The sequence below is a fragment of the Sphingomonas sp. ASV193 genome (assembly GCF_040203355.1).
GTDB lineage: Bacteria > Pseudomonadota > Alphaproteobacteria > Sphingomonadales > Sphingomonadaceae > Sphingomicrobium.
Genome location: NZ_JBEHBW010000005.1, coordinates 198,342 through 218,757, shown reverse-complemented (window position 1 = coordinate 218,757; position 20,416 = coordinate 198,342). Strand labels below are relative to the sequence as shown.

The following is a 20,416-nucleotide window of genomic DNA, read 5'->3' as shown; positions in this document are numbered from 1 at the left end:
TGGCGGAAAATTTCACCCGCTGATCTCGAGATTTCCTAGGCTCCAGACCTGCAAGGCAAGTACCCCTAACAACACAGCCATCTGAACGATCCTGGGGCGAACGTTCATCAAGATAAATGATATTGCGAGGCCGATAGCCAGCGAAACATAGTTGGAAAGTTTGGGCGCGCCATTCCGAACGATGTTTGTTGTGAAGACCGCAAGTGCGTTCAAGCCGAACAGCCCCCAAAGCGGCCTTCTCACATTTTTATAGTGATCGCGAAGATCTAACTTTCCCTCCCATTCATCAGGCAGAACCAAGGCCGCCATTAGATAGGTGATCATGAACGTGACGATCATAGTCGCACCCTCAGCGAGCGGGGCAGCGGTCACTGTATGATAGTGGACATATTCGGCCCAGAGATTGGCAATAACAGCATAAAATACAAAAGCCGCGGCTAGGATGGTCACGGCATCGAGGCGGACTTCCCGCCGCCGTTTTACCAAGCGATCGATTGCGGTTGCCATGGCGGCCAAGGCGAGCCCCAGGACGATCGTAACAAGGCCAAGTAGATAATCGCCGACGTGCACAGGCGTATCCTCCCGAGGGAAGCTAATTATGCGTTGATTGATCCTCAAGTACTGTGCCGGACGGTGACGAACAAATGTTCGGGAAGGCGTGGCAAGGCCCGCGCATGGCAAGTTTGGGTCGCTAGCGTTCGAAGCGCCTGGACGGCCGCAATGGGTGGAAAGCAGACGTAAAGCAGGAATTCGATAGGATTACATCGCTCATTCGGAGACAGATGTTATCCCAAGTGAGGCATGAGCGGAGGTAGATGTGCGCTTGAAGGCAATATTAGTGTTTGCCGGGGTTTCACTCGCGGCATGCGTTGCGCGTTCGAATGATAAGATCGCTCATCAACAAAGTGTGGCGAAAGCGGTTGAGGAAACGAGGAATGCCTTAAATCTCAAGCCCGGACGTTGGGAGATGACCTTTAGAATGGTCCCAGATCCCGCTCAGCCTGTTAGACCAAACATCCCTCAAATCATCGACGCGAATGGACCGCACACCGCCGCGCTTTGTCTAACTTCTGAAACAATCAGGTCCCTCAATCCGGCTGTCGTGCCGAATCGCGCACTCGATTGCCACTATGAACATTTCGCGATCGGCGGTGGCAAACTGAGCGGCGATCTTCGTTGTATCGACCCCCGCGCCGATCGCCCGGACCAGACAAGTCAAACGATCATGAATGGAACCTACAACCCCGAAAAGCTTTCCGTGGACCTCGATCGAGCAGAAGTCAGAAATGGACAGCGACTGCACTCTCGGATGGAAACCGAATTTCGCTACGCGGGTGCATGCCGAGGCGACGAAATAAGCCCATCTCGAAGATGATCTAGACGTCTGGAATGGGTCGTTAGCCGCTAGGCCGACTGCACGGTGAGTTTGGGTGGAAAGCGGTCATTAGCTCGGCAGCTTCGTCCCACACCAGGGGCAGAAGGTAATCGAAATGACTGAGCTACCGCCGTCGTGAATGATCAGCCCGTAGCCATTCCCACGCTCGCTGTAGTTCACAAGCGCGTCGGGGCATTCAAATCGGTCGGGATGCAGGTCGCACAAATTCTCGACGTTGGAGCGCATCATTTCGCAGCAATGCTTAGCCATGCGGTCGTTTCACACACCGACCTAATGACCGCAATGGGTCGAAAGCTTACCGTCTGCTAACGACGCAGTCTGGCCATTAAAGTCGCCGGTCGCCGATTGGCTCCTGAAGAAAACCGGCCAAGCGGCATCGCTTTGTTGAGTCTTCATGATGTAGGGTCATGATCAATTGGCAGCAAGTAGTGAGGGAATTTCACTGATCTTGAGCGTATTATGACTCAGATGTACGGACAATAATTCAAAAAATAGACGCTCGTCGTCAGCTGTTACGAAAGCTCGTTTTGGAACGGTAAGAGTCAGGCCCTCCGTCTGGAGGAATACGTGAGTCCCTGACACCCAAACTTCGAGTATTGAAGGCCAGCGAGCCAGAACGCTCCCGCAATCCGAATGAGTTACAATACCTGAGGGTCCAGCTTCAAAGGTAGTTCGTATCTTCTCGGGAGCGCCCCGAGCACTTAACCCGCTTATAAATCGGTCCACGGCTCGCCGCGCGTAACGCACTTCTCCAGCTTTCCATCCGAGTATGCCAGCTGGAATAGCGAAGATGAGTTCCACGTCGTTTCGATGCGCGGCAAAGTAACTTTTGACCACTTGCGGCGCAAAATAGTGAGCCAGGAGGGTCGCCGTTAAAGCGACGATGGGTGCAACCATAAGGCCGACAGCCATGCCAAATGTCGCTGGCGCCAAGGATCTGCGCCAATTGCCGGCAATGCGTTCAAAGGCTGCGCCAGCTGAGCGAATCTCCTCGCCAAGGGCAATCTCCACCACAGCCGACCAGGTTTCATTGCTCATGAGGTACGTACCCATACTTCTGCGTAATTTTCACGCGTCGGAACGAAAAAGCTGTGCCAAGAATTGAAGCCGGATCAGCAGCAAAAAGACGGTCCCATGCTCGCTACAATCGCAATCATCATCCTCATTTTATGGGCGCTGGGAGCGTTTGTCGTTCCCGTCGGCGGCGCCTTAATTCATATTCTCCTAGTCATCGGTCTGATCGTTTTGGTCGTTCACTTTTTGCGCGGACGAGGCAGGGCTATTTAGCAGCTTTACCGCTGCACGTTTGCAAAACTGCGTTTGCGTTCCTGTTCCTAGTCGGACTGGGGCGAGGCGTTCGTTCCACATAGCTGCTCAAGGCGCCTGGCACGCGTTATCAACGGGTGCGGTGGATCATGACAATCAGTGCAACCATCGAGCCGACCAGCGTAAGAACAATCAACCAGCCAAACCACCATGGAAATTTTGTTTCGGCGCTTACGGGTGAGTTGTCCGTCTTTTCGCTTTGGTTTTCCGTTGACGGAAAATTACGTTGCAACTCAATGAGCTCTTCGTGCCCGCTATGATTTCTCTCGGGCGCGCTGTTTTTGTCAGGCTCCATCACCCTGGTGGTTACCCTCGTGTCTTTGGCCGAGGCGGTCTCATGGCGTGAGCGTGGTTTTGAGATGTTTGCAGGCATCTCAAGACAAGAGTGCAGCGCAGAAATTTGTTCCGTTCTGATCGCATTTGTTTGCGCTCGCTAGGCGTCTGAGCCGTTCAGTAAGTACTAGCGTCGTGAAGGAGTCGGAGGCGAAAGGAGCTAGCTCAGACTCCGACAAAAGATATTGCGTGTCCGAACCGTTTCTGCTGACTCCCCGCGGATGACTGCAACGCGACTGTTCTGCGACGAACCTCGCTGCGTCGACAAGGCGTCAGTCATCACTGAAGATGGTCCGCGATGTTCTCGGCATGCGTTGTCGAACGCCAGGCATTCGCGCGCTCGCCTCCGTCTTGGCAATTCCCCCGACGCGGTTGCAGTCGCCGATCGCTAGCGGCGAAGACGAGTCCCGGATTCGACTCGTCTCATCAAAAGGTCATAAGTCCCCGGCCGACTCGGGCTCCGGGGCTACTCCGTATGTTGACAATCCAGCAGTTTCGGAAACTTGCGAATTCCTCACGACTGCTCGCGCTTCAAGCGACTTCGGTTGAGGCTCGGTCGGCGCTCGCGGTGCTGGCTGCCACCTATGATCGGAAGGCGCACTGCACGGAGCGCTTGGCGATTCCAGCTCCGTTTTAAGTTATGGGGCGGGTGACGACGGGCGGGGAGTACTGAACCTCGTGAAGGAGCACCACCCGTCGTCGATAGAGGTGAAGCAGCCACGCTTCGTCCGATCAAGAATTAAATACGCAGGCCTGCGGACGTTTAATGGGTCTCGCCGCTGTCAATCGAGCCTAATCGTTGACGAGTGAATGTAACTTCCGGCAGCCCGTCAGTGCGGTCCGGGTCTGTGCCGCCTTCATTCCATAACAAACAGCCCCGGGGTCGGACACACGACCCAGGGGCTGCTGGCTCCCTTACGCGACGAGGAGCGAAGCTATTCAGCACAGAGGCGCGATCGAGGAAAGACTGACGATCGCCGAAAATGTCATGAATCCTTGTGGGCGAATTCGGACCTCCCACAGCGGGCGTCCGAAACGGAGGTGGTGCTCCCGCCGGCCGCCTTGGGCAACTGAGCCGGCGGGAACTCCGTCAGCGCATGGTGGCATGAGGTTACATCTTCATGTCAGCGAACGATTGCTTGGTCCGACGCGAGCCGGCCTGCTTTGCAGGTGAGCCGCGCGGGCAAGCCACTAATAAGAATGCCGCGCGCCGAATGCAGGGCAAACGCCTTCGGCCAACGTCCTTAACGTACGCGACACTTCGCGGCTCGTCCAAGGGGTCGGGGAACCGCGAAGGGGGAGAGATTACCACGAGCCGCGCAGAGGTCCCGTCACTTCGTCGAAGTATTGGAGCCATTCGTCATAAGGGCAGCAGGTCGCTTTCGCGCACATCGCCCGCACTTGAGCAGCGGAGTCAGGTCAGGGGTCGAAGTTGGGCCTCCGCTCGCCCACGTCATTTGAACGACATCCACAATTCGAGTTGCTCCACTGGCTTGGATTTGCCCCTCGGCAGAGCCCAGAGCGGGCGAGATGGGCGATCGTGAGGGCGTGCTGTTTGGACGTGGGTCAAGGCTAACGCAGATAGAACCATGGGAGAGCACATGCCTTTTACGTGTCGTTAAGACAACGGGATGAGAAATCCGACGTTCGGCGATTCGAGGATTAGTGACATGAACAGTTTTTGCACTTTCTTTCGCGAGGACAAAGGCGCCACCGCGATCGAGTACGGTCTGATCGCCGCGCTGATCGCGGTCGCTGCTATCGCCGGGATGCAAGGCATCGGGTCGAAGCTCAGCACGACGTTCAACAACGTGTCATCGCAACTCGGCTAAAAAGCACCGTCGTCTGCGCGGCTATCCTTGAGCGGATTGTATTTCTCTAAGAAAGCCAGACACTTCGTCGCGCAGTTCAGTAGCGCCTCGGCGTAGCTGATTGGCAAGCCCATCGAGTTCCCGTGCACTCGACCCCGCGAGGCGCACAGACTGAACGATTGCGCTTACCGATTCCTCAATTTCTAGGCTAGCTGCAGAGGCTTCGCTGACGCTGGCGGCGATCAACCGGGTGGTGTCTGCTTCGCGGGCGATTGCGGCGTCGATATCTGAGGCCTGCGCGGCCAGGGCGGCGATGTCTCTTTCCATGGCTGCGTAGTCGGCGGCTACTGAACCGGCAGCACCGCGAATTGCGTCGATTTGACGAGAGATTTGACCAGTCGCATCATGGGCCTGATCGGAGAGCGCGCGAATTTCACTAGCGACGACCGCGAAGCCACGCCCAGCCGCGCCTGCCCGTGCGGCTTCGATGGTTGCATTCAAGGAAAGCAGGTTCACCGTGCCGGCAATCTGCTGGACCAGCGCAGTGATCGTGTCGACCGATTGGGCTGTGACGAGAAGGGCGCGCGCCTGCTCGCTGCCTACACTAACGCGATGCTCAGCCTCGCCGGTCGTTTTCATCGATTGTTCAACTGCCATCTCGATGCCGGAAAAGGCATCCGCCAGTCCGCGCCCGCGACCCGCCATCACGGCCATGCTGTCGCGAGTCTGCAAGGCGGCACTGGCCACGGAACTGGCGCGATTTCCGGCGATGGTTGATCGATCGACAGTTGTCTCGGCGAGCCGCTGAACGGCGTTGGCGAGGTCTACCATCTGGCTCGACATCATCGCGGCTTGCGCTTCAAACAATTTTCCAGCGCGCGCGATGCGCTCAGCCTTTGCCAGTCGCCGGCTCGCCTTAGTTTGTTCATGCTCAGCAGCAAGGAGCAAAAGGCGCCGGTTGGTGATAGTAGCATGTAGCTTGCCATTCCAAGTCAGCACCATTCCTTCTCGTCCGTTTTCGCGGCGGTAATGATCAACGAGCTCGCCGATATCGTTAGTGAATTCATGTACGGGCGAATGGCGTAGAAAGGCACCGAGGTCGGAATTCACGGAAGGATTGCGCAGCAGCGCGTGGCCGAACGGATTGAGCAAAAGTCGTCGCACGTCCTTCTCGAAAACTGCGCCGACCGGAACATGAGCGCGATCAACAATCGGCAGCAAGCGAAGGTCGGGATTGCGCTGGAATGCATCGACCGCTTGAGCAATATTTCCGCTATTCAGGAGATACGCTGGCGATCGCTCGTCAGCAGTCAGCCATTGCGCGGCCGGTCTCGAAGCAGGGGCAAGTGACATGCGTTGGCAATAGTGGGGCAGTGGTAAACAGCGCCTTCACAATTCGTGACAACACGATGACAAAGCAGGGTTTCTTGCAGTCATGGAACGCTGTTTGTTAGCGGCCTTCGCCGCGCCGGCGCTGGCCGATTCCCCAGCCCCATCTTCGACAGTCCAGACTAGCTGGAGGCTGCTCGACTGATAGTTTCGCGGGAATGGCAAAAATCCGGGGAAAACGGCGCTCGACCTGCGTTGACATTGCAGGGGTCGACGAAGGGCCGCCCTTTGGCCGCATCAGTTTAGCAGTGCCGCCGCCGTTGTCGTTAGGGCTGTCGCCAGCTTTTCGACGATAGTGATGGTTGGATTGCGGGCGCCGCGTTCAATGTCGCTGACATAGGTCCGATGAATGTCCGCCTTGTCGGCAAACTCTTCCTGGCTCCAGCCCTTCTCGTTGCGCAAACGCTTCACGTTGCTTCCCAGGCGCTTGCGAATATCCACGTCGCGCAGAGCGCGCGATTGTCGCCAATGAATCTACAGACGATGAGTGACATTCGACTTGACTTTCGCAGCTGCGAGAGCGTTTGTCGTGTCACCGATCGTCTACAACGAGGGCATGATGGTTTCGGCGGCGACGCTGACCGGCGCGGCCGGCGAGCATCATGTGATGAGCCAACTGCTACGCCGCGGGCTCATCGCGGCGCTGGCGCCGGCGGGCGTTCCCAACTGCGACATCGTCGTAACCGACGACATCGGCGACCGGCTCTGCGCGGTCCAGGTCAAGACCCGCAACAACCTCGGCTCCGACGGTGGCTGGCACATGCGCAAAAAGCATGAGGGCCTGGATTCGCCGAGCCTGTTCTATTGCTTCGTCGATTTCGGCGACGATGAGGAGGCCGCGCCCGTGACCTGGGTGGTGCCGGCCCCGGTCGTCGCCCGGGCCTTGTCGGAATGCCACCAGGCGTGGCTCGCCCAACCCGGCAAGAAAGGGCAGCAGCGCAACGACAACGACATGCGGCGCCTGCTGCCGGCCTATGACCACCTGGGCGTCGACGAATACCGCGCCGGTTGGCTTTCGCCCTACCTTGAGGCCTGGGGCGCGCTGCAGCAGCCGCGCGGGCCCGGTTGAAGGGCATCGGGCTGAGGCGCCTGGGCCATCGCCGTGCCCCCCGCAGTTAGTCGACGCGGTAGAGTCCCTCGATCTGCCTTAGCGGGCGATATTCCTCCTCGGTCACCAAGAAGCTGCCGTCCGATTGGCGCTCGGCCGTCCGACCGGTGATCAAGATAAATCTCCGCGGATCCGGGTGATTGACGCGGATCATCGGCGGCTCGGGCTTCGGCTCCATGTCGGCGCGGATCATCTCCCAGAAGCCGGCGTACGGACCGCAGAACAGCTCGGCTAACGCCTGGGTGGTCGAATCGACCTGGTCGTCGAACTGCCCGCGGTCGAACATCGCCAGCTCGTTCTCGTAGGCCGCGAGCCACGGGGCATTGTAGGGAAGGAACACCCGCCCGGCCTCGATCAGGCCGGTCTGGGCGTGCATCCGCATCACCTTATTGGTCCCGTGCGGCTTGATCGCGCGGAGGCCGCGGACCTGCCCGCCCAATTCCTGACACAGCTGGATGCCGGACGCGGCGTCCTCGACCAGAACCTCGTTGGCCTCGTGCTGGGCGGCGAGGCGAGCGACGGCGGCCTTCAGGGCGGGATAGTCGAGCCGTTCGCGGTAGACGTGGATCAAGTAAGCGTTGCGACCTTTGACGCCCCACGTCGTGACGACGCTGTAGTCGGCGAGCTCGGTCGGCTTGCTCGCCGTATCCCAGCTTTGAACGATCCGGTCGAACGCCGGTGGGTGGGCAAGGTCGAAGCGGTGGAACCACTCGAGCTTGACGATCCCGCCGCCAGCCGGCGACGGCCGCTGCTGATATTGCGCGGCGAAGGTGTAAGGCCCCATTACCTCGCGGACTTCCTCGATGCGAGCCAGCGATTCCCGCTCGGGATGAAGTGCTTCGCCTTCGCGGCGCGAGACGAACTTGGTTCCCGCCAAGGTGCGAATTTCGTGAAGTTCGTCAGTCTCGGCAATCGCCGGCAGCGACAAGAGCTCCCAATGTCCTTGCCGCAAGAGATGGCCGACCAGATCGTCTTCGTGGAGGCGCTGCATGATGACGATCTTGACCCCGTTCTCCTTGTCGTTGGAGCGGGAGACGGTGGTGCTATTGTACCAAAGGTTCACGGCCTCGCGCTGGGTCGCCGACTGCGCCTCGCTCGGCTTCAACGGGTCGTCGATGATCAGGAAGTTGCCGCCGCGACCGGTCAACGTCCCCTCGACGCTGGTCGCCATGCGCATGCCCCCCTCGGTCGTGCGCAGTTCCGAAAGCTTCGCGCGGCGGTTGACTAGACGGGTGTCGAAGGCCGTTTCGTACATCGGACTGGTCATCAGTCGACGGGTGTTGAGCGCGGTATGCTCGGCCAGGTCCTGGCCGTAGCTCATGCAGACGATCTCGGCGGTCGGATCATGACCAAGAATGAACGCCGGAAATGCGGTCGAGGCGATCAGGGATTTTCCGTATCGCGGTGGAATATTGATGATGAGGTTGCGGATCTTCCCGGTGAGCGTGTCCTCGAGCTTGTTGGCGATGAGGTCGAGATGCCAGTTCCACAGGATGGTCGTCGACGACAGCAACGTCTTGAACGCGCCTCTCGCGAAGAAGGAGAAGTCGTTACGCAGCATCGCCCGGACATGGTCTTGGGTGAGGTTCGGGTCGCGGATGTTCATTTGGTCGTCTCCGCGTCGAGCAGGCTGCGAAGTTCGCCCATCAGGAAGTCGTCGGTGGCACTGGCGGCCCCGGCCGGAATGCTGGCCTGGCGCCGCTCGAGATATTCGAGCACCAGCCGACCGAACTGACGATCGCCGCCGATCGCCCGCGTGACCAGCTGACGCAAGAAAACCTCCTCCTTCGTCATGCGCTTGGGCTTGCCGGCCTCGGTCACGCTCACGTTCTCGGCCAGGATCTTGTCGAGGCGCTGTGACAGGGTCGGCTGGGCTTTGCGCTTGCCCGACGGATTGCCAGAGACGCCGGGCTTGAACCGACTGGCCAGCGGCGGGCGGCGATAGCCGACCTGGTAATTGTCGTCGGCCATCACGCCGCCTCCTCGTCGAGCGTTGCGGCGCGCTCGGCCCCGATCTCGTCGAAAGTTTTGCCGGTGGCGACGTGGATCGCTGGCTCGCCGCTGTGCCGCTCGAAGCGGCGCACGATGATGTCGGCGAAATGCGGATCGATCTCGAGGCCGAAGCAGCGCCGGCCGACCCTCTCGGCGGCGATGATGGTGGTGCCGCTGCCGAGGAAGGCGTCGATGACGATGTCGCCGCGGGCGGTGACATCGAGGATCGCGTCGGCGATCATCCGCACCGGCTTCGGCGTGACGTGAAGCTTGAGCAGATCGCCCTCGTCGGAATGACGAAAGGTGCCGACGCCCGGATAGCTCCAGACATTTGTGCGATTGCGGCCGTGCTTGCCGAGCTGGACATTGTTGCGCGAGCGACCGAGGCCGAGCTTCCAGACGAAGATGAGCTCGTGCTGGGAGCGATACAGGCTGCCCATGCCCCCGACCTGCTTATCCCACACGCAGACGTTCTTGAGCTCGCTGAACACCGCCTCGCCGGCGGTCTGCATCTCGGCCAGGTGCCGCCAGTCAATGAAGGCCATGTGGATTGACGCCGGCTCGCTATGCTTCGCGATCAAGCGGAAGACCTCGATATTGAAGTCGGTGTGTTCGTCGCGATCCATCTCGCCCGAGGCCATCGCGAACTCGCGCGCGTCCGCCCGGTTCGACACATTGCCGCGGATCTTCACGTTGTACGGGAGATCCGAACAGCTCGCCGTCGCCTTGTGACCGTCCATCAGCTGGTCCCAAGCGGCGGCGTCAAGCGAGCTGCCGCAGATCAGGCGATGGCGGCCGGCGAGGTCCCATACGTCGCCAGCACGATTCACGGCTGGGCCCGGCTCGACGACCACCGGTGCATCATCCGGATCGTCGTCGGCGCCCCCCTCGAGGCCTTCGAGGATCACGTCGATCTCGCCCATGGTGAAGGCGGTCGCGGATTCGATATCGAGATCAAGGCCCTCGACCGTGAGCAGTTTCAGGTTTTCGGCGAGCAATTTCGGATCGGTCTTGCTGAGGTCCGACAAGCGATTGTCGGCAAGCATCACCGCTCTTAGCTGGTGTTCATTCAGGTGGTCGGCCCGGACAATCGGAATGGCGGCGAGCCCTGCCTTGATCGCCGCGAGCACGCGCGCGTGACCGGCGACGATGCCATTGGCGCCGTCAATGAGCACCGGAAACAGAAAGCCGACCTCGTTGATCGCGCGGACGAGCGCGTTGATCTGCCGGTCGGGATGCTGCTGCGGGTTGAGCTCGTTTGCGACAAGGATCAGCGGCTCGACGTATTCGATCTGCAACCTCAGCTCGGCAAGGATTTTGCTATCAGACATCCCATTCCCCCTTTTCGTGTGAATCTCACTTAACTCGGTCGACGTTTGTCACGATTGTCGACCAACCGGTCCTGGCTTGGTTGGCGGCGCCTCCATCGCCCAGGCGACCCACTGTATCATCAGTCGCTTTAACGGGATCAGCCGCCTGGGGCGGTCGCCGGCAAAGCGCTCGATTGGTTCGAAGATGGGGAGCTCGTCGCTCGCCTCGTCTGGCCCGACGAAATCGATCTGACCCCATTGCTCGCTCCGCCGCTCGTGGAGCCGAAGAAAGGTCTCGTCGAGCAGGATTGGGGTCTCGCGGCCCTGGCTTCTGACCCAGGACTGCTGGAGGATTTCGGGCGCTAGCTCCTGCCAGTTCCTCGCATAGGCCTTTCGCATTTCGTCTCGGTTCCCGGCGATCACCGCCGCGATGTCGTTCGGCCGGAAACCAATATCGAGTCCAGCGATTGCAAGGCCGATTTCGACAAGGTCGTAAAAGTCATAGGTGATCCGGCTACCCGGTCCCCGCGCCTGAGCCTTGGCCGACGCCGGAATGTCGAGCTCGCGAAGATAACGGACCTGATCCTTGACCCGCTGATTGGCGTGCCGGCCATAACGGATCGACCACAGCAATTGGCCGTGGGTCAGTTCCAGATTGGGTAGATCCAATGACACGCATTCCCCCGGGTGCAAATTACACTTAACTCGATTTTTGATGGTGGTCAATGCCATCAGCTTGGCGGATTAGCCGCTGCCATCTTTCCCTGCGCGAGCAAAAAGTGGTCCCTGCGGCACCACGCGGGAATTGGCCGGTTAGAATGGCCGAAAAGCGCGAACCATGCGCCGCAAACCGCAGTCTCTATCGGGCGGAATGCGGGGATTTCGCTGCAATTCTCCCTGCAAGCAAGGATGGGCGATATCAGAGAGCGGTTCGCAGGTGACTGCTTCCTCCGCCACGTTTCCCCTGAAAGTTGCCCCCCGGACAGGGCTGATAACAAAGGGAAACCGGCCCTTAACCGGTTCGATTTATACCCGGCGCATGACGTCGATGTCGTCCTTGCGCGTTTCGCGGCTGTTGCTGCTGGCCTCCGCTACCCTTTGCCCGTCCGCGGCGAGGGCGGGGGAGCAGGGGCTCGACTTGCTCTCGCCAGCGACGCTCACCCTTTTCGGCGACGTGCGCGTGGCCGCGACCGGCGGCGAGCCCGGCTGGACCGACGGCGGACTAGGCAAGCTGCGGTTCGGCGGCGCGGGCCACGACTGGCGGGCCCACGCCGTGCCGGCGGAAGGCGGGCTAGTGTGGCAACCGAAGCTCGGCTGGACGCTTGGCGCGACCGTCGTCGGTCTCGTCCAGAATGTCGGCGATCATTACCAGGCCGGGGTCAGCGAAGCCTATCTCAGCTGGAAGCCGGTGGCCGCCGGGAGCGTGCGCTTCTCGGCGCGCGCGGGCCTGATGTGGCCGCCGCTCAGCCTCGAACATTCGGGGCCGGATTGGGCGGTCACCGACACCATCACCCCGTCGGCGATCAACAGTTGGATCGGCGAGGAAGGCAAGGTCGTCGGCGGCGAGGCGACGCTGGCCGCAAGGCTCGGCGGGCATCGCTTCAGCCTGACCGGCGGCCTGTTCGGTGCCGACGACACGGCGGGCGCCCTGCTCGGTTTCCGTGGCTGGGCGCTGGACGATCTCAAGGCGCTCGCGGGGCGCCAGTTCGTCCTGCCGGTCCCCCCGGTCCTCGCCTGCTGCCAGCCGCCCTACACCCATCCGATCAAGGAGATGGACGGGAGCTTGCTGAAGCGGCCGGGGCATTACGAGCAGATCGCCTGGCAGGGGCCGTTGCCGGTCCGGCTCGAGCTTATGCATTACGACAACCGCGGCGATCCCGAGGCGTTCGACGCCTATAACGAGTGGGGCTGGCGGACGCGGTTCGACGCGGTCGGGGCGCGGGCGGAACCGGCGAGTGGATGGAAGGTGATCGCGCAGGCCATCCGCGGGCGAACGAAAATGGGATATCCCGACGAGGACGACGGCGAGCGGTGGGTGGAGACCGACTTTCGCTCGGCCTTCGTGTTGCTGACCCGAAGCGTCGGCCGCGGCTCGGTGTCCGGGCGGGTCGAGCGGTTCACAACCGGTTCCCACGGCTACTTCCTCGATTCCCGCTACAGCGAGCAGGGGTGGGCGCTGACCCTGGCCGCGCGCCGCCCGCTTAGCGAGTGGGCGACGCTGTTCGTCGAGGCGATCCACGTGTCGAGCCGCCGCGAGGCACGCGCCGACGTCGGGCTCGACCCCCGCCAGCACCAGGAGCAACTCCAGTCATCGCTGCGGCTTCGCTGGTAACCGGGCCTTTACCGCACCGTCGGTAAAGCGGAACCGTGAAGAAGCTGTGCATCCTGTTCGCGCTCGGCTCGCTGACCACCGTCCCGGCAAGCGCGGGGACGCTGAGCGTTCGCGTCACCGATCCGTCGGGCAAGCCGGTCGAAGGGGCGGTGGTGATCGTCAGGCCGGTCGGACGGGCGGCACCGGCTCCGCGCGCGCTTGGCGGCCTCGTCGTCGCGCAGAAGGGTCTCCAGTTCCATCCGCTCGTCTCGCTGGTGCCGCTCGGATCGACCGTCAGCTTTCCCAATTTCGATCGCGTCCGCCACCACGTCTATTCGTTCAGCCCGGCGAAGCGATTCGAGCTGAAGCTGTTCGCGAGCGATCAGACCCGCAGCGTCACCTTCGACAAGCCGGGGGTGGTCGCGATCGGGTGCAACATCCATGACCGGATGAGCGCCTTTCTCTACGTCAGCGACAGTGCGTGGAGCGCGGTGAGCGGCGTGGCCGGGGTGGCGTCGATCGGCGGACTTCCCGGAGGGGCGGTGAGCGTCACCGTCTATCATCCGTGGCTGCGCGCGCCGGGCAATGTCGCGGTCCAGCAGCTCGCTCTGTCGGGCGGCGCGCAGGGGCTGACGGTACCGATCAGGCTGCGACCGCCGCCGCCGATGATGATGAGCGGCTATTGATTCGGGGGCGCTTCCAGTTCCGGTCGCTTCGCGCGCGGCTGGCGGCAGGTTATGGCGGCCTGTTCGCGCTGGTCATGGCGCTGGTGGTGGCGATCCTGTGGATCTCGGTCGACCGGATCGGCGGCCGCGACGTGGTCCAGCAGATGGGCGCGTCGAGCGCGGTGTTCGACCGGCTGTGGGACCAGCGCGCGCGCGAGATGCAGGCCTCGGCGGCACTGGTCGCGCGCGACTTCGGCTTCCGCGCCGCCGTCGCGACCGGCGACGAGGCGACGGTGACGTCGGCGCTCGACAATCTCCAGGGCCGGCGGCGCGCCGATCTCGCGGCGATCCTGAGCCAGGACGGCCGGGTGATGGGACGGGTCGCTCCCCTCGAAAAGGCCGACGTGGCGAGGCTGTGGGACTCGCTCGACGAAGGAAAGATGACGGGGGTCGTGCGCATCGCCGGCCGCGCCAGGCAGGTCAGCGCGGCGCCGATCATGGCGCCGACGAATATCGGCTGGGTGGTGTTCGCGACCGACATCGACCAGCGCGAGCTCGATTCGCTCGAGCGCCTGAGCGCGATCCCGATCCACGCCGGGGTGGCGTCGAGCGCGCCGCCCAACCCGGCGTGGACGATGGTCGCGGGGGATATCCGGCTCGACCCCGCGGCCCGCGCGGCGATCGAGACCAGCCTGCACGACCAGGAAGCGACCAGCCTCAGCGTCGGGGGCGAGGAGAATATCGCGTTCGTCAAATCGCTCCCGGCGATGGTCGCGGGCGAGCGCGCGGCGTTGTTGCTCTATTATCCGCGATCCGAGGCGATCGCCGCCTACCGGCCGGTGAAGCAGATCGTGCTGCTGGTCGGGCTGATCGGCATCTTGCTGGTCGCCTACGCCTCGCTGCGCGGTGCGCGGCGGATCACCGAGCCGCTCGGTCGGCTCGACCGGGCCGCGGGACGGCTGGCCGAAGGCGAGCGCACGGTCCTGGCCGTCGAAGGCGAGGACGAACTCGCGCGACTGGCGGCGGGCTTTAACCGCATGGCCGAGCAGATCGAGGAGCGCGAGCGGCGAATTACCGAGCTGGCCTATAACGACGGCCTCACCGGGCTTGCCAACCGCGCGATGTTCCAGCGCCATGTCGACCTGCTGCTGGCGAACAACACCAACCAGCTGGCGCTGTTCTGCCTCGACCTCGATCATTTCAAGACGGTCAACGATTCGCTCGGCCATCACGCCGGCGACCGGCTGCTGGTCGAGATCGCGCGCCGGTTGCGCGAGGCAGCCGGGAGCTGCTTCATCGCCCGGCTCGGCGGCGACGAGTTCGTCGTCGTCCAGCCGCTCTCGGGCGAGCGCGGCGAAGTCGACCGCCTGGCCGAGGCGATGCTCGGCGCGGTCCGCCAGCCGATCGAGATCGACGGTCACCATATCGTCCCGGGGACGAGCATCGGCGTCGCGTTCGCGCCCGTCGACGGCAAGGATGTGGCGACGCTGATGAAGGCCGCCGATCTCGCGCTCTATCGCGCGAAGTCTGAAGGGCGCGGGGTCTGCAGCTTCTTCGAGCGCGACATGAACGAGCGGGCACAGGCGCGGCGACGGATCGAGAGCGATCTCGGCATCGCGATCGAGCGGGGCGAGTTCGAGCTTCACTTCCAGCCCCTGTTCGATCTCGCGGATCAAAAGGTGTGCGCGTTCGAGGCGCTGATCCGCTGGAACCATCCGTCGCGCGGCCAGATCTCGCCGGTCGAGTTCGTCCCGGTCGCCGAAGACACCGGGTTGATCGTCCCGATCGGGCGATGGGTCATCGAGGAGGCCTGCCGGCGGGCGGCCTCGTGGCCGGCCCCGTTGCGGGTCGCGGTAAACGTGTCGTCGATCCAGTTTCGCCGGCCAGGCCTCGGCGAGCAGATCGTCAGCGCGCTCGAGGCGAGCGGACTGGATCCGGCGCGGCTGGAAATCGAGATCACCGAGTCGGTTTTCCTCGACGGCGACGAGGCGACGCTGCGCCAGCTCCATTCGCTCAAGCGCCTCGGAATCCGCATCGCGCTCGACGATTTCGGGACGGGCTACTCCTCGCTTAGCTACCTTCAGTCATTTCCGTTCGACAAGCTCAAGATCGACCGAAGCTTCATCCAGGCGCTGATGACCAAGCCCAACGCGAGCGCGGTCGTGAAGTCGATCACCGAACTGGCGCGCGCCCTCGGCATGGAAACCACCGCCGAGGGGGTCGAGGAGAATGCGCAGTTGATGGCGTTGATCGCCCACGGCTGCTCCTCGGTGCAGGGCTTCCTGCTTTCGCGGCCGCTTAGCGCGATGCAGGTCGACGACCTGCTTCGCAGCAAGGGCCTGCCGGTAACCGGCAGGGCCGAGCGCGCGACGCCGACCGACCGCGCCGCCGGATAGATCGGCGGCGATCGTCACCGATGGCGTGGGGCTTGTCACGCGCCGGTCCGGCGCTAATGATAGCCCTAACAAAATTGGCTTTGGCCCGTTCCATGCGGGCAAGGAGCCGGTCATCGGGAGGGGCGGCCGCGTCATGAGATGGTCGATAGGGACGGCAATGGCGTGCGGCGTCGCGCTGGCGGCGGCGCCGACGATCGCGTCCGCCGCGCCGGCGCCCGTCGTTTCGGTAACCGTCGACGCTGCGCATCCCGGGGCCACGATCGAGCGCGACATTTTCGGCCAGTTCGCCGAGCATCTCGGCACCGGCATTTACGGCGGCATCTGGGTCGGGCCCGATTCGCCGATCCCCAACGTGCGCGGGATCCGCTCCGACGTGGTGGCGGCGCTGCGCGCGATCCGCGTGCCCAACGTGCGCTGGCCGGGCGGATGCTTCGCCGACAATTATCACTGGCGCAACGGGATCGGGCCGCGCGCCCAGCGCCCGGCGACGCTCAATCCCGACTGGGCGGGGGTGATTGAGCCGAACAGCTTCGGCACCGAGGAATATTTCGACTTCCTCGACCAGATCGGGGCCGAGGCGTTCATCTCCGAGAATATCGGGTCGGGGACCGTCGGCGAGGCCGCCGACTGGTTGGAATATATGACCTCCGACAGACCGACGACGCTTGCCCTGCAGCGTGCGGCGAACGGTCATCCCGCGCCGTACAAGGTCCATGTCCTCGGGCTGGGGAACGAGAGCTGGGGCTGCGGCGGCGCGATGAGCCCCGATCATTATGTCGAGGCGATGAAACAGTTCGCCCATTTCACCCGCAATTATAACCCCACGCAGCAGGGCGCGGACGCGATGAAGAAGGTCGCGGTCGGCTGGGACAGTGGCACCGCCGACTATACCGAAGCGGTGATGAAGGCGTGGAAGGACAAGGTGTGGAGCTGGGACATCGATGGCGTTTCCCTCCACGGCTACACCATCCCCAACAACTGGGAAAAGAAGGGACCGAGCGTCGGCTTCGGCGAGGATGAATATGCCAAGGCGCTCGCCGCGACGCTGAAGATGAACGGGTGGATCGCGGCGCAGCGCGCGGTGATGGATCGCTACGATCCGGCGCGAAAGGTCGGGCTCTACGTCGACGAATGGGGGCTGTGGGCCGACCCCAACCCGGGCAGCAACCCCGGCTTCCTGCAGCAGCAGAACACGCTTCGCGACGGCATCATCGCCGCGCTCAACCTCAACATCTTCATGCGCAACGCCGACCGGGTGCGCGGCGCGAACATCGCGCAGATGGTCAACGTGCTCCAGGCGATGATCCTGACCGACGGGCCGCGCATGGTGCTGACCCCGACCTATCACGTCTACAAGATGTACGTGCCGTTCCAAGGCTCGACCTCGGTACCGGTGGCGTTCGACGCGGGGAGCGTCTCGCTCGGCCCGGTCACGCTGCCACGCGTCGACGCCGCGGCTGCGCGCGACCGCGACGGGCGGCTGTGGTTGAGCCTCGTCAACCTCGATCCGCGGCAGGGGGTCAGCCTCGACCTGCGCGGCACCGGGGCGATGCGTGCGACTGGCGAGCTGCTGTCGGCCGGCGCGGTCGACGCGCACAACGACGTCGCCCATCCGTCGGCGGTGGCGCCGCGCCTGGTCGAGGCGCGCGCCGCGGGCGGGGCGCTGCGGATCGCGCTTCCGCCGGCGTCGGTGGCGGTCGTGATGCTTCGCTAGACCGGGTCGTCGCTGCGGTGAAAAGCGCCGGAAAACATGGATTGAGATCGTTCACAACAGTAGACAAAACAGCATCGAGCGGAGGGAGTCGGGTATGGCAGGGTCGAACAGGAACGGATTGAACCGGCGCGAGCTTGGCCGGCTGGCCGCGGGCGCGGGACTGGCCGGGGGCGCGCTGTCGTCGGGCGTGGTCCGCGCGGCGGGCGCCGCCGGGTCGATGACCAGGCCCTTCCCGGACAAGTTCCTGTGGGGCTGCGCGACCGCGAGCTACCAGATCGAGGGCGGGGTCCACGAGGGCGGGCGCGGACCGACCATCTGGGACGTGTTCAGCCATACGCCGGGCAAGGTCGCCAACGGCGACACCGGCGATGTCGCGTGCGACAGCTATCACCGCTACCCGCAGGACGTCGCGCTATTGAAGGCGCTCGGCGTGTCCAGCTATCGCATGTCGATCGCCTGGTCGCGGATCTTCCCCGACGGGCGCGGCAAGCCCAACGCGGCGGGGCTCGACTATTACAAGCGGGTGATCGACGCGCTCCACGCGGCGGGGATCGAGCCCTACGTCACCCTGTTTCACTGGGACCTGCCGAGCCGGCTTCCGGGCGAATGGCAGAACCGCGACACCGCCTACGCCTATGCCGACTATGCCGGCTATACCGCGCGCGCGCTGGGCGACCGGGTGCGCCATTACATGACGGTCAACGAGCTTCGCTGCTTCACCGACCTCAGCCATCTGCAGGGCATCCATGCGCCGGGGCTCAAGCTCGGTGCGAAGGCGGTCAACCAGGTCCGGCACCACGGCGTGCTGGCCCATGGCCTCGGCGTCCAGGCGCTGCGCGCCAACGCGCCATCGGGAACGCAGGTCGGGATCGCCGACAATACGGTGATCTACGTCCCGGTGATGGAAACCCCAGAGCATATTGCCGCCGCGCGCGCCGCGACCCGCGCCGAGAACGCGATGTTCCTCACCGCGATCATGGAGGGGCGCTATCTCGACAGCTATCTCGCCGGGGCGGGGGCCGATGCGCCGGTGGTCAAGCCGGGCGACATGGCCGCGATCGGCAGCAAGCTCGATTTCCTCGCGCTCAACGTCTACGCCCCCGAATGGGCGCGCGCGAGCGACAACGCGAAGGGCTACGAGACGATCGGCCACCTGCCGCAGTCGCCGCACATGGCCTCGCCATGGCTCTACGTCGGTCCCGAGGTCGCTTACTGGGCGGTCCGGCACGCCAGCGAATTGTGGCACCCGTCGACGATCTACATCTCGGAGAACGGGAGCTCGGCCGACGACCAGATGATCAACGGCCGCGTCGACGACGTCGACCGGGTGATGTACCTCCGAAACTATCTCGGCCAGTTCCACCGCGCGATCGACGACGGCTTCCCGCTCAAGGGCTATTTCCTGTGGAGCCTGATGGACAATTTCGAATGGGCCGACGGCTACACCAAGCGGTTCGGGATCCACTACACCGACTTCGCGACCCAGCAGCGGATCCCGAAGCTCAGCGCGAAATGGTATAGCGAGGTGATCCGCCGCAACGCGCTGGTCTGAGCGCGGTAAGGTCGCCCTCAGCCCTTGGGCGGCGGGGCGACCGATTCACGGGTGAGCAGGCTGAACCCCAGCGTCTTGTCGCGCGGGGTGAACGGGGTGCCGCGGCGTCTGGCGCCGATCTGGTCGACCAGCATGCCGACCGCCGCCTGCGCCATGTCGGCGATCGGCTGGTGCACGGTGGTCAGCGGCGGCCACACGCTCTGCGACAGCTCGGTATCGTCGAACCCGCAGATCGACAGCTGCTCGGGAACGTCGAGATGGTGGCGGTGCGCGACCGCGAGCGCGCCGACCGCCATGTCGTCGTTGCTGGCGAAGATCGCGGTCGGCGGGACCGGCAGCGAAAGCAGCTGCTCGGTCGCGACCATTCCCGACTGGTAGGTATAGGCCCCGGCGACGACCAGCCCCTCGTCGATCTCGATCCCCGCCTCGGCCATCGCCGAGCGGAAGCCGGCAAGCCGGGCGTGGCTGTCGGCCTGCCGCTGGTCGCCGATGATGAAGCCGATCCGGCGATGGCCGAGCTCGATCAGCTGGCGGGTCATCTGGCGGGCAGCGCCGTAATCGTCGATCTTGACGCACGACAGGAACGGGCGCGGCGCGGTGTCGGCGACCGCGATCGCGGGAATCTCGCGCTCCTCGAGCATCGCCTGGATCGATTTCGAGGTGTTGAGCGGGGCGCTGAGGATGATCCCGTCGACCCCGTCGTTGAGCAGCTCGGGAAGCGTCTCGGCGGCGTCCTTGTCGAGCTCGAACTTCTCGACCAGCAGCATCGCGTGGCGCGCGCGCGCCTCGGCCAGTGCGCCGATCAGCAGCTGGCTGAGATAGGCCGAGCTGGGGTTGCTGTAGAGCAGGCCGATCCGCGTCGGCTCGACCCCCGCGAGCGAGCGCGCGGCGGGGTTGGGGGCATATTGCAGCCGGTCGACCACCGCCTGCACCGCGGCGCGGGTGCTTTCCTTGACCCGGGCGTCCTTGTTGACGACCCGCGACACGGTCATCGCCGAGAAACCCGACTCGCGCGCGACGTCGAAGATGGTCGGGGCCGATCCGGAGGCGCGGGGCTGCTTCATCGGGCGGGCTCTCTGGCACAGAGCGCGGTGCGGCGCAAAGCCAAAGGCG

At 63.4% G+C, this 20,416-nt stretch carries 20 protein-coding genes; 9 read left to right on the top strand and 11 right to left on the bottom strand.

Annotated elements, in window-relative coordinates:
- Window positions 1-12: 12 nt before the first annotated feature.
- Window positions 13-570, bottom strand: coding sequence for a hypothetical protein (locus ABDK56_RS11065; RefSeq protein WP_349808334.1), 558 nt, complete (start codon window positions 568-570; stop codon window positions 13-15).
- A gap of 247 nt (window positions 571-817) precedes the next feature.
- Between ABDK56_RS11065 and ABDK56_RS13175 the strand changes: the two genes are divergently transcribed.
- Window positions 818-1,375: a DUF3617 domain-containing protein gene (locus ABDK56_RS13175; RefSeq protein WP_502959298.1), complete on the top strand. Its 558-nt coding sequence runs from the start codon at window positions 818-820 to the stop codon at window positions 1,373-1,375.
- 69 nt (window positions 1,376-1,444) lie between these two features.
- Here ABDK56_RS13175 and ABDK56_RS13170 read toward each other — a convergent pair whose 3' ends face one another.
- Together ABDK56_RS13170 and ABDK56_RS11060 are read right to left on the bottom strand one after the other, a co-directional pair.
- Window positions 1,445-1,645: a DUF6980 family protein gene (locus tag ABDK56_RS13170; protein WP_502959297.1), complete on the bottom strand. Its 201-nt coding sequence runs from the start codon at window positions 1,643-1,645 to the stop codon at window positions 1,445-1,447.
- A gap of 162 nt (window positions 1,646-1,807) precedes the next feature.
- Window positions 1,808-2,434, bottom strand: coding sequence for a YcxB family protein (locus ABDK56_RS11060; RefSeq protein WP_349808333.1), 627 nt, complete (start codon window positions 2,432-2,434; stop codon window positions 1,808-1,810).
- Window positions 2,435-2,530: 96 nt separating this feature from the next.
- On the opposite strand from ABDK56_RS11060, the gene ABDK56_RS11055 reads away from it, so the two are divergent.
- Window positions 2,531-2,683, top strand: coding sequence for a lmo0937 family membrane protein (locus ABDK56_RS11055; RefSeq protein WP_349808332.1), 153 nt, complete (start codon window positions 2,531-2,533; stop codon window positions 2,681-2,683).
- Window positions 2,684-2,792: 109 nt separating this feature from the next.
- Here ABDK56_RS11055 and ABDK56_RS11050 read toward each other — a convergent pair whose 3' ends face one another.
- Window positions 2,793-3,017, bottom strand: a complete 225-nt coding sequence (locus ABDK56_RS11050; RefSeq protein ID WP_349808331.1) for a hypothetical protein — start codon at window positions 3,015-3,017, stop codon at window positions 2,793-2,795.
- 1,708 nt (window positions 3,018-4,725) lie between these two features.
- Between ABDK56_RS11050 and ABDK56_RS11045 the strand changes: the two genes are divergently transcribed.
- Complete coding sequence (locus ABDK56_RS11045) at window positions 4,726-4,887, top strand: Flp family type IVb pilin (protein WP_349808330.1); 162 nt, start codon at window positions 4,726-4,728, stop codon at window positions 4,885-4,887.
- 21 nt (window positions 4,888-4,908) lie between these two features.
- On the opposite strand, the gene ABDK56_RS11040 is transcribed toward ABDK56_RS11045, so the two are convergent.
- A complete protein-coding gene (locus ABDK56_RS11040) occupies window positions 4,909-6,219 on the bottom strand; it encodes a methyl-accepting chemotaxis protein (protein ID WP_349808329.1) in 1,311 nt (436 codons plus the stop codon).
- A 273-nt stretch (window positions 6,220-6,492) separates the two neighbouring features.
- Window positions 6,493-6,696 carry a helix-turn-helix domain-containing protein gene (locus ABDK56_RS11035; protein WP_349808328.1) on the bottom strand — a complete coding sequence of 68 codons (204 nt, stop codon included), beginning with the start codon at window positions 6,694-6,696 and terminating at the stop codon, window positions 6,493-6,495.
- Window positions 6,697-6,784: 88 nt separating this feature from the next.
- On the opposite strand from ABDK56_RS11035, the gene ABDK56_RS11030 reads away from it, so the two are divergent.
- On the top strand, window positions 6,785-7,324 hold the full coding sequence (locus tag ABDK56_RS11030; protein ID WP_349808327.1) for a hypothetical protein: 540 nt from the start codon (window positions 6,785-6,787) through the stop codon (window positions 7,322-7,324).
- Window positions 7,325-7,370: 46 nt separating this feature from the next.
- Here ABDK56_RS11030 and terL read toward each other — a convergent pair whose 3' ends face one another.
- The 4 genes from terL to ABDK56_RS11010 are packed head-to-tail and all read right to left on the bottom strand — an operon-like array spanning window position 7,371 to window position 11,397.
- Window positions 7,371-8,969 carry a phage terminase large subunit gene (gene terL / locus ABDK56_RS11025; RefSeq protein WP_349808326.1) on the bottom strand — a complete coding sequence of 533 codons (1,599 nt, stop codon included), beginning with the start codon at window positions 8,967-8,969 and terminating at the stop codon, window positions 7,371-7,373.
- Complete coding sequence (locus tag ABDK56_RS11020; RefSeq protein WP_349808325.1) at window positions 8,966-9,334, bottom strand: DUF5681 domain-containing protein; 369 nt, start codon at window positions 9,332-9,334, stop codon at window positions 8,966-8,968. Before ABDK56_RS11020 ends, terL begins: the two co-directional genes overlap by 4 nt.
- Complete coding sequence (locus ABDK56_RS11015; protein WP_349808324.1) at window positions 9,334-10,686, bottom strand: site-specific DNA-methyltransferase; 1,353 nt, start codon at window positions 10,684-10,686, stop codon at window positions 9,334-9,336. Before ABDK56_RS11015 ends, ABDK56_RS11020 begins: the two co-directional genes overlap by 1 nt.
- Before the next feature lie 48 nt (window positions 10,687-10,734).
- Complete coding sequence (locus ABDK56_RS11010; RefSeq protein ID WP_349808323.1) at window positions 10,735-11,397, bottom strand: hypothetical protein; 663 nt, start codon at window positions 11,395-11,397, stop codon at window positions 10,735-10,737.
- Between the two features lie 406 nt (window positions 11,398-11,803).
- Between ABDK56_RS11010 and ABDK56_RS11005 the strand changes: the two genes are divergently transcribed.
- From ABDK56_RS11005 to ABDK56_RS10985, 5 genes are all read left to right on the top strand, one after another.
- On the top strand, window positions 11,804-12,997 hold the full coding sequence (locus ABDK56_RS11005; RefSeq protein WP_349808322.1) for a hypothetical protein: 1,194 nt from the start codon (window positions 11,804-11,806) through the stop codon (window positions 12,995-12,997).
- A 35-nt stretch (window positions 12,998-13,032) separates the two neighbouring features.
- The gene (locus ABDK56_RS11000; RefSeq protein WP_349808321.1) at window positions 13,033-13,662 is read left to right on the top strand and encodes a methylamine utilization protein; all 630 of its coding nucleotides are present in this window, start codon (window positions 13,033-13,035) and stop codon (window positions 13,660-13,662) included.
- On the top strand, window positions 13,659-16,037 hold the full coding sequence (locus ABDK56_RS10995; RefSeq protein ID WP_349808320.1) for a putative bifunctional diguanylate cyclase/phosphodiesterase: 2,379 nt from the start codon (window positions 13,659-13,661) through the stop codon (window positions 16,035-16,037). Before ABDK56_RS11000 ends, ABDK56_RS10995 begins: the two co-directional genes overlap by 4 nt.
- 157 nt (window positions 16,038-16,194) lie before the next feature.
- A complete protein-coding gene (locus ABDK56_RS10990; protein ID WP_349808319.1) occupies window positions 16,195-17,751 on the top strand; it encodes an alpha-N-arabinofuranosidase in 1,557 nt (518 codons plus the stop codon).
- 94 nt (window positions 17,752-17,845) lie between these two features.
- Complete coding sequence (locus tag ABDK56_RS10985; protein WP_349808318.1) at window positions 17,846-19,303, top strand: GH1 family beta-glucosidase; 1,458 nt, start codon at window positions 17,846-17,848, stop codon at window positions 19,301-19,303.
- A 17-nt stretch (window positions 19,304-19,320) separates the two neighbouring features.
- On the opposite strand, the gene ABDK56_RS10980 is transcribed toward ABDK56_RS10985, so the two are convergent.
- Window positions 19,321-20,367 carry a LacI family DNA-binding transcriptional regulator gene (locus ABDK56_RS10980; RefSeq protein WP_349808317.1) on the bottom strand — a complete coding sequence of 349 codons (1,047 nt, stop codon included), beginning with the start codon at window positions 20,365-20,367 and terminating at the stop codon, window positions 19,321-19,323.
- Between the last annotated feature and the right edge of the window lie 49 nt (window positions 20,368-20,416).

What these genes read in the sequence shown, in the direction of transcription:
- ABDK56_RS13170 (WP_502959297.1), bottom strand. Translation starts at nt 1,645, where the DNA reads ATGGCTAAGCATTGCTGCGAAATGATGCGCTCCAACGTCGAGAATTTG.
- ABDK56_RS11060 (WP_349808333.1), bottom strand. Translation starts at nt 2,434, where the DNA reads ATGAGCAATGAAACCTGGTCGGCTGTGGTGGAGATTGCCCTTGGCGAG.
- ABDK56_RS11055 (WP_349808332.1), top strand. Translation starts at nt 2,531, where the DNA reads ATGCTCGCTACAATCGCAATCATCATCCTCATTTTATGGGCGCTGGGA.
- ABDK56_RS11050 (WP_349808331.1), bottom strand. Translation starts at nt 3,017, where the DNA reads ATGGAGCCTGACAAAAACAGCGCGCCCGAGAGAAATCATAGCGGGCAC.
- ABDK56_RS11045 (WP_349808330.1), top strand. Translation starts at nt 4,726, where the DNA reads ATGAACAGTTTTTGCACTTTCTTTCGCGAGGACAAAGGCGCCACCGCG.
- ABDK56_RS11040 (WP_349808329.1), bottom strand. Translation starts at nt 6,219, where the DNA reads ATGTCACTTGCCCCTGCTTCGAGACCGGCCGCGCAATGGCTGACTGCT.
- terL (WP_349808326.1), bottom strand. Translation starts at nt 8,969, where the DNA reads ATGAACATCCGCGACCCGAACCTCACCCAAGACCATGTCCGGGCGATG.
- ABDK56_RS11020 (WP_349808325.1), bottom strand. Translation starts at nt 9,334, where the DNA reads ATGGCCGACGACAATTACCAGGTCGGCTATCGCCGCCCGCCGCTGGCC.
- ABDK56_RS11015 (WP_349808324.1), bottom strand. Translation starts at nt 10,686, where the DNA reads ATGTCTGATAGCAAAATCCTTGCCGAGCTGAGGTTGCAGATCGAATAC.
- ABDK56_RS11010 (WP_349808323.1), bottom strand. Translation starts at nt 11,397, where the DNA reads ATGGCATTGACCACCATCAAAAATCGAGTTAAGTGTAATTTGCACCCG.
- ABDK56_RS10990 (WP_349808319.1), top strand. Translation starts at nt 16,195, where the DNA reads ATGGCGTGCGGCGTCGCGCTGGCGGCGGCGCCGACGATCGCGTCCGCC.
- ABDK56_RS10985 (WP_349808318.1), top strand. Translation starts at nt 17,846, where the DNA reads ATGGCAGGGTCGAACAGGAACGGATTGAACCGGCGCGAGCTTGGCCGG.
- ABDK56_RS10980 (WP_349808317.1), bottom strand. Translation starts at nt 20,367, where the DNA reads ATGAAGCAGCCCCGCGCCTCCGGATCGGCCCCGACCATCTTCGACGTC.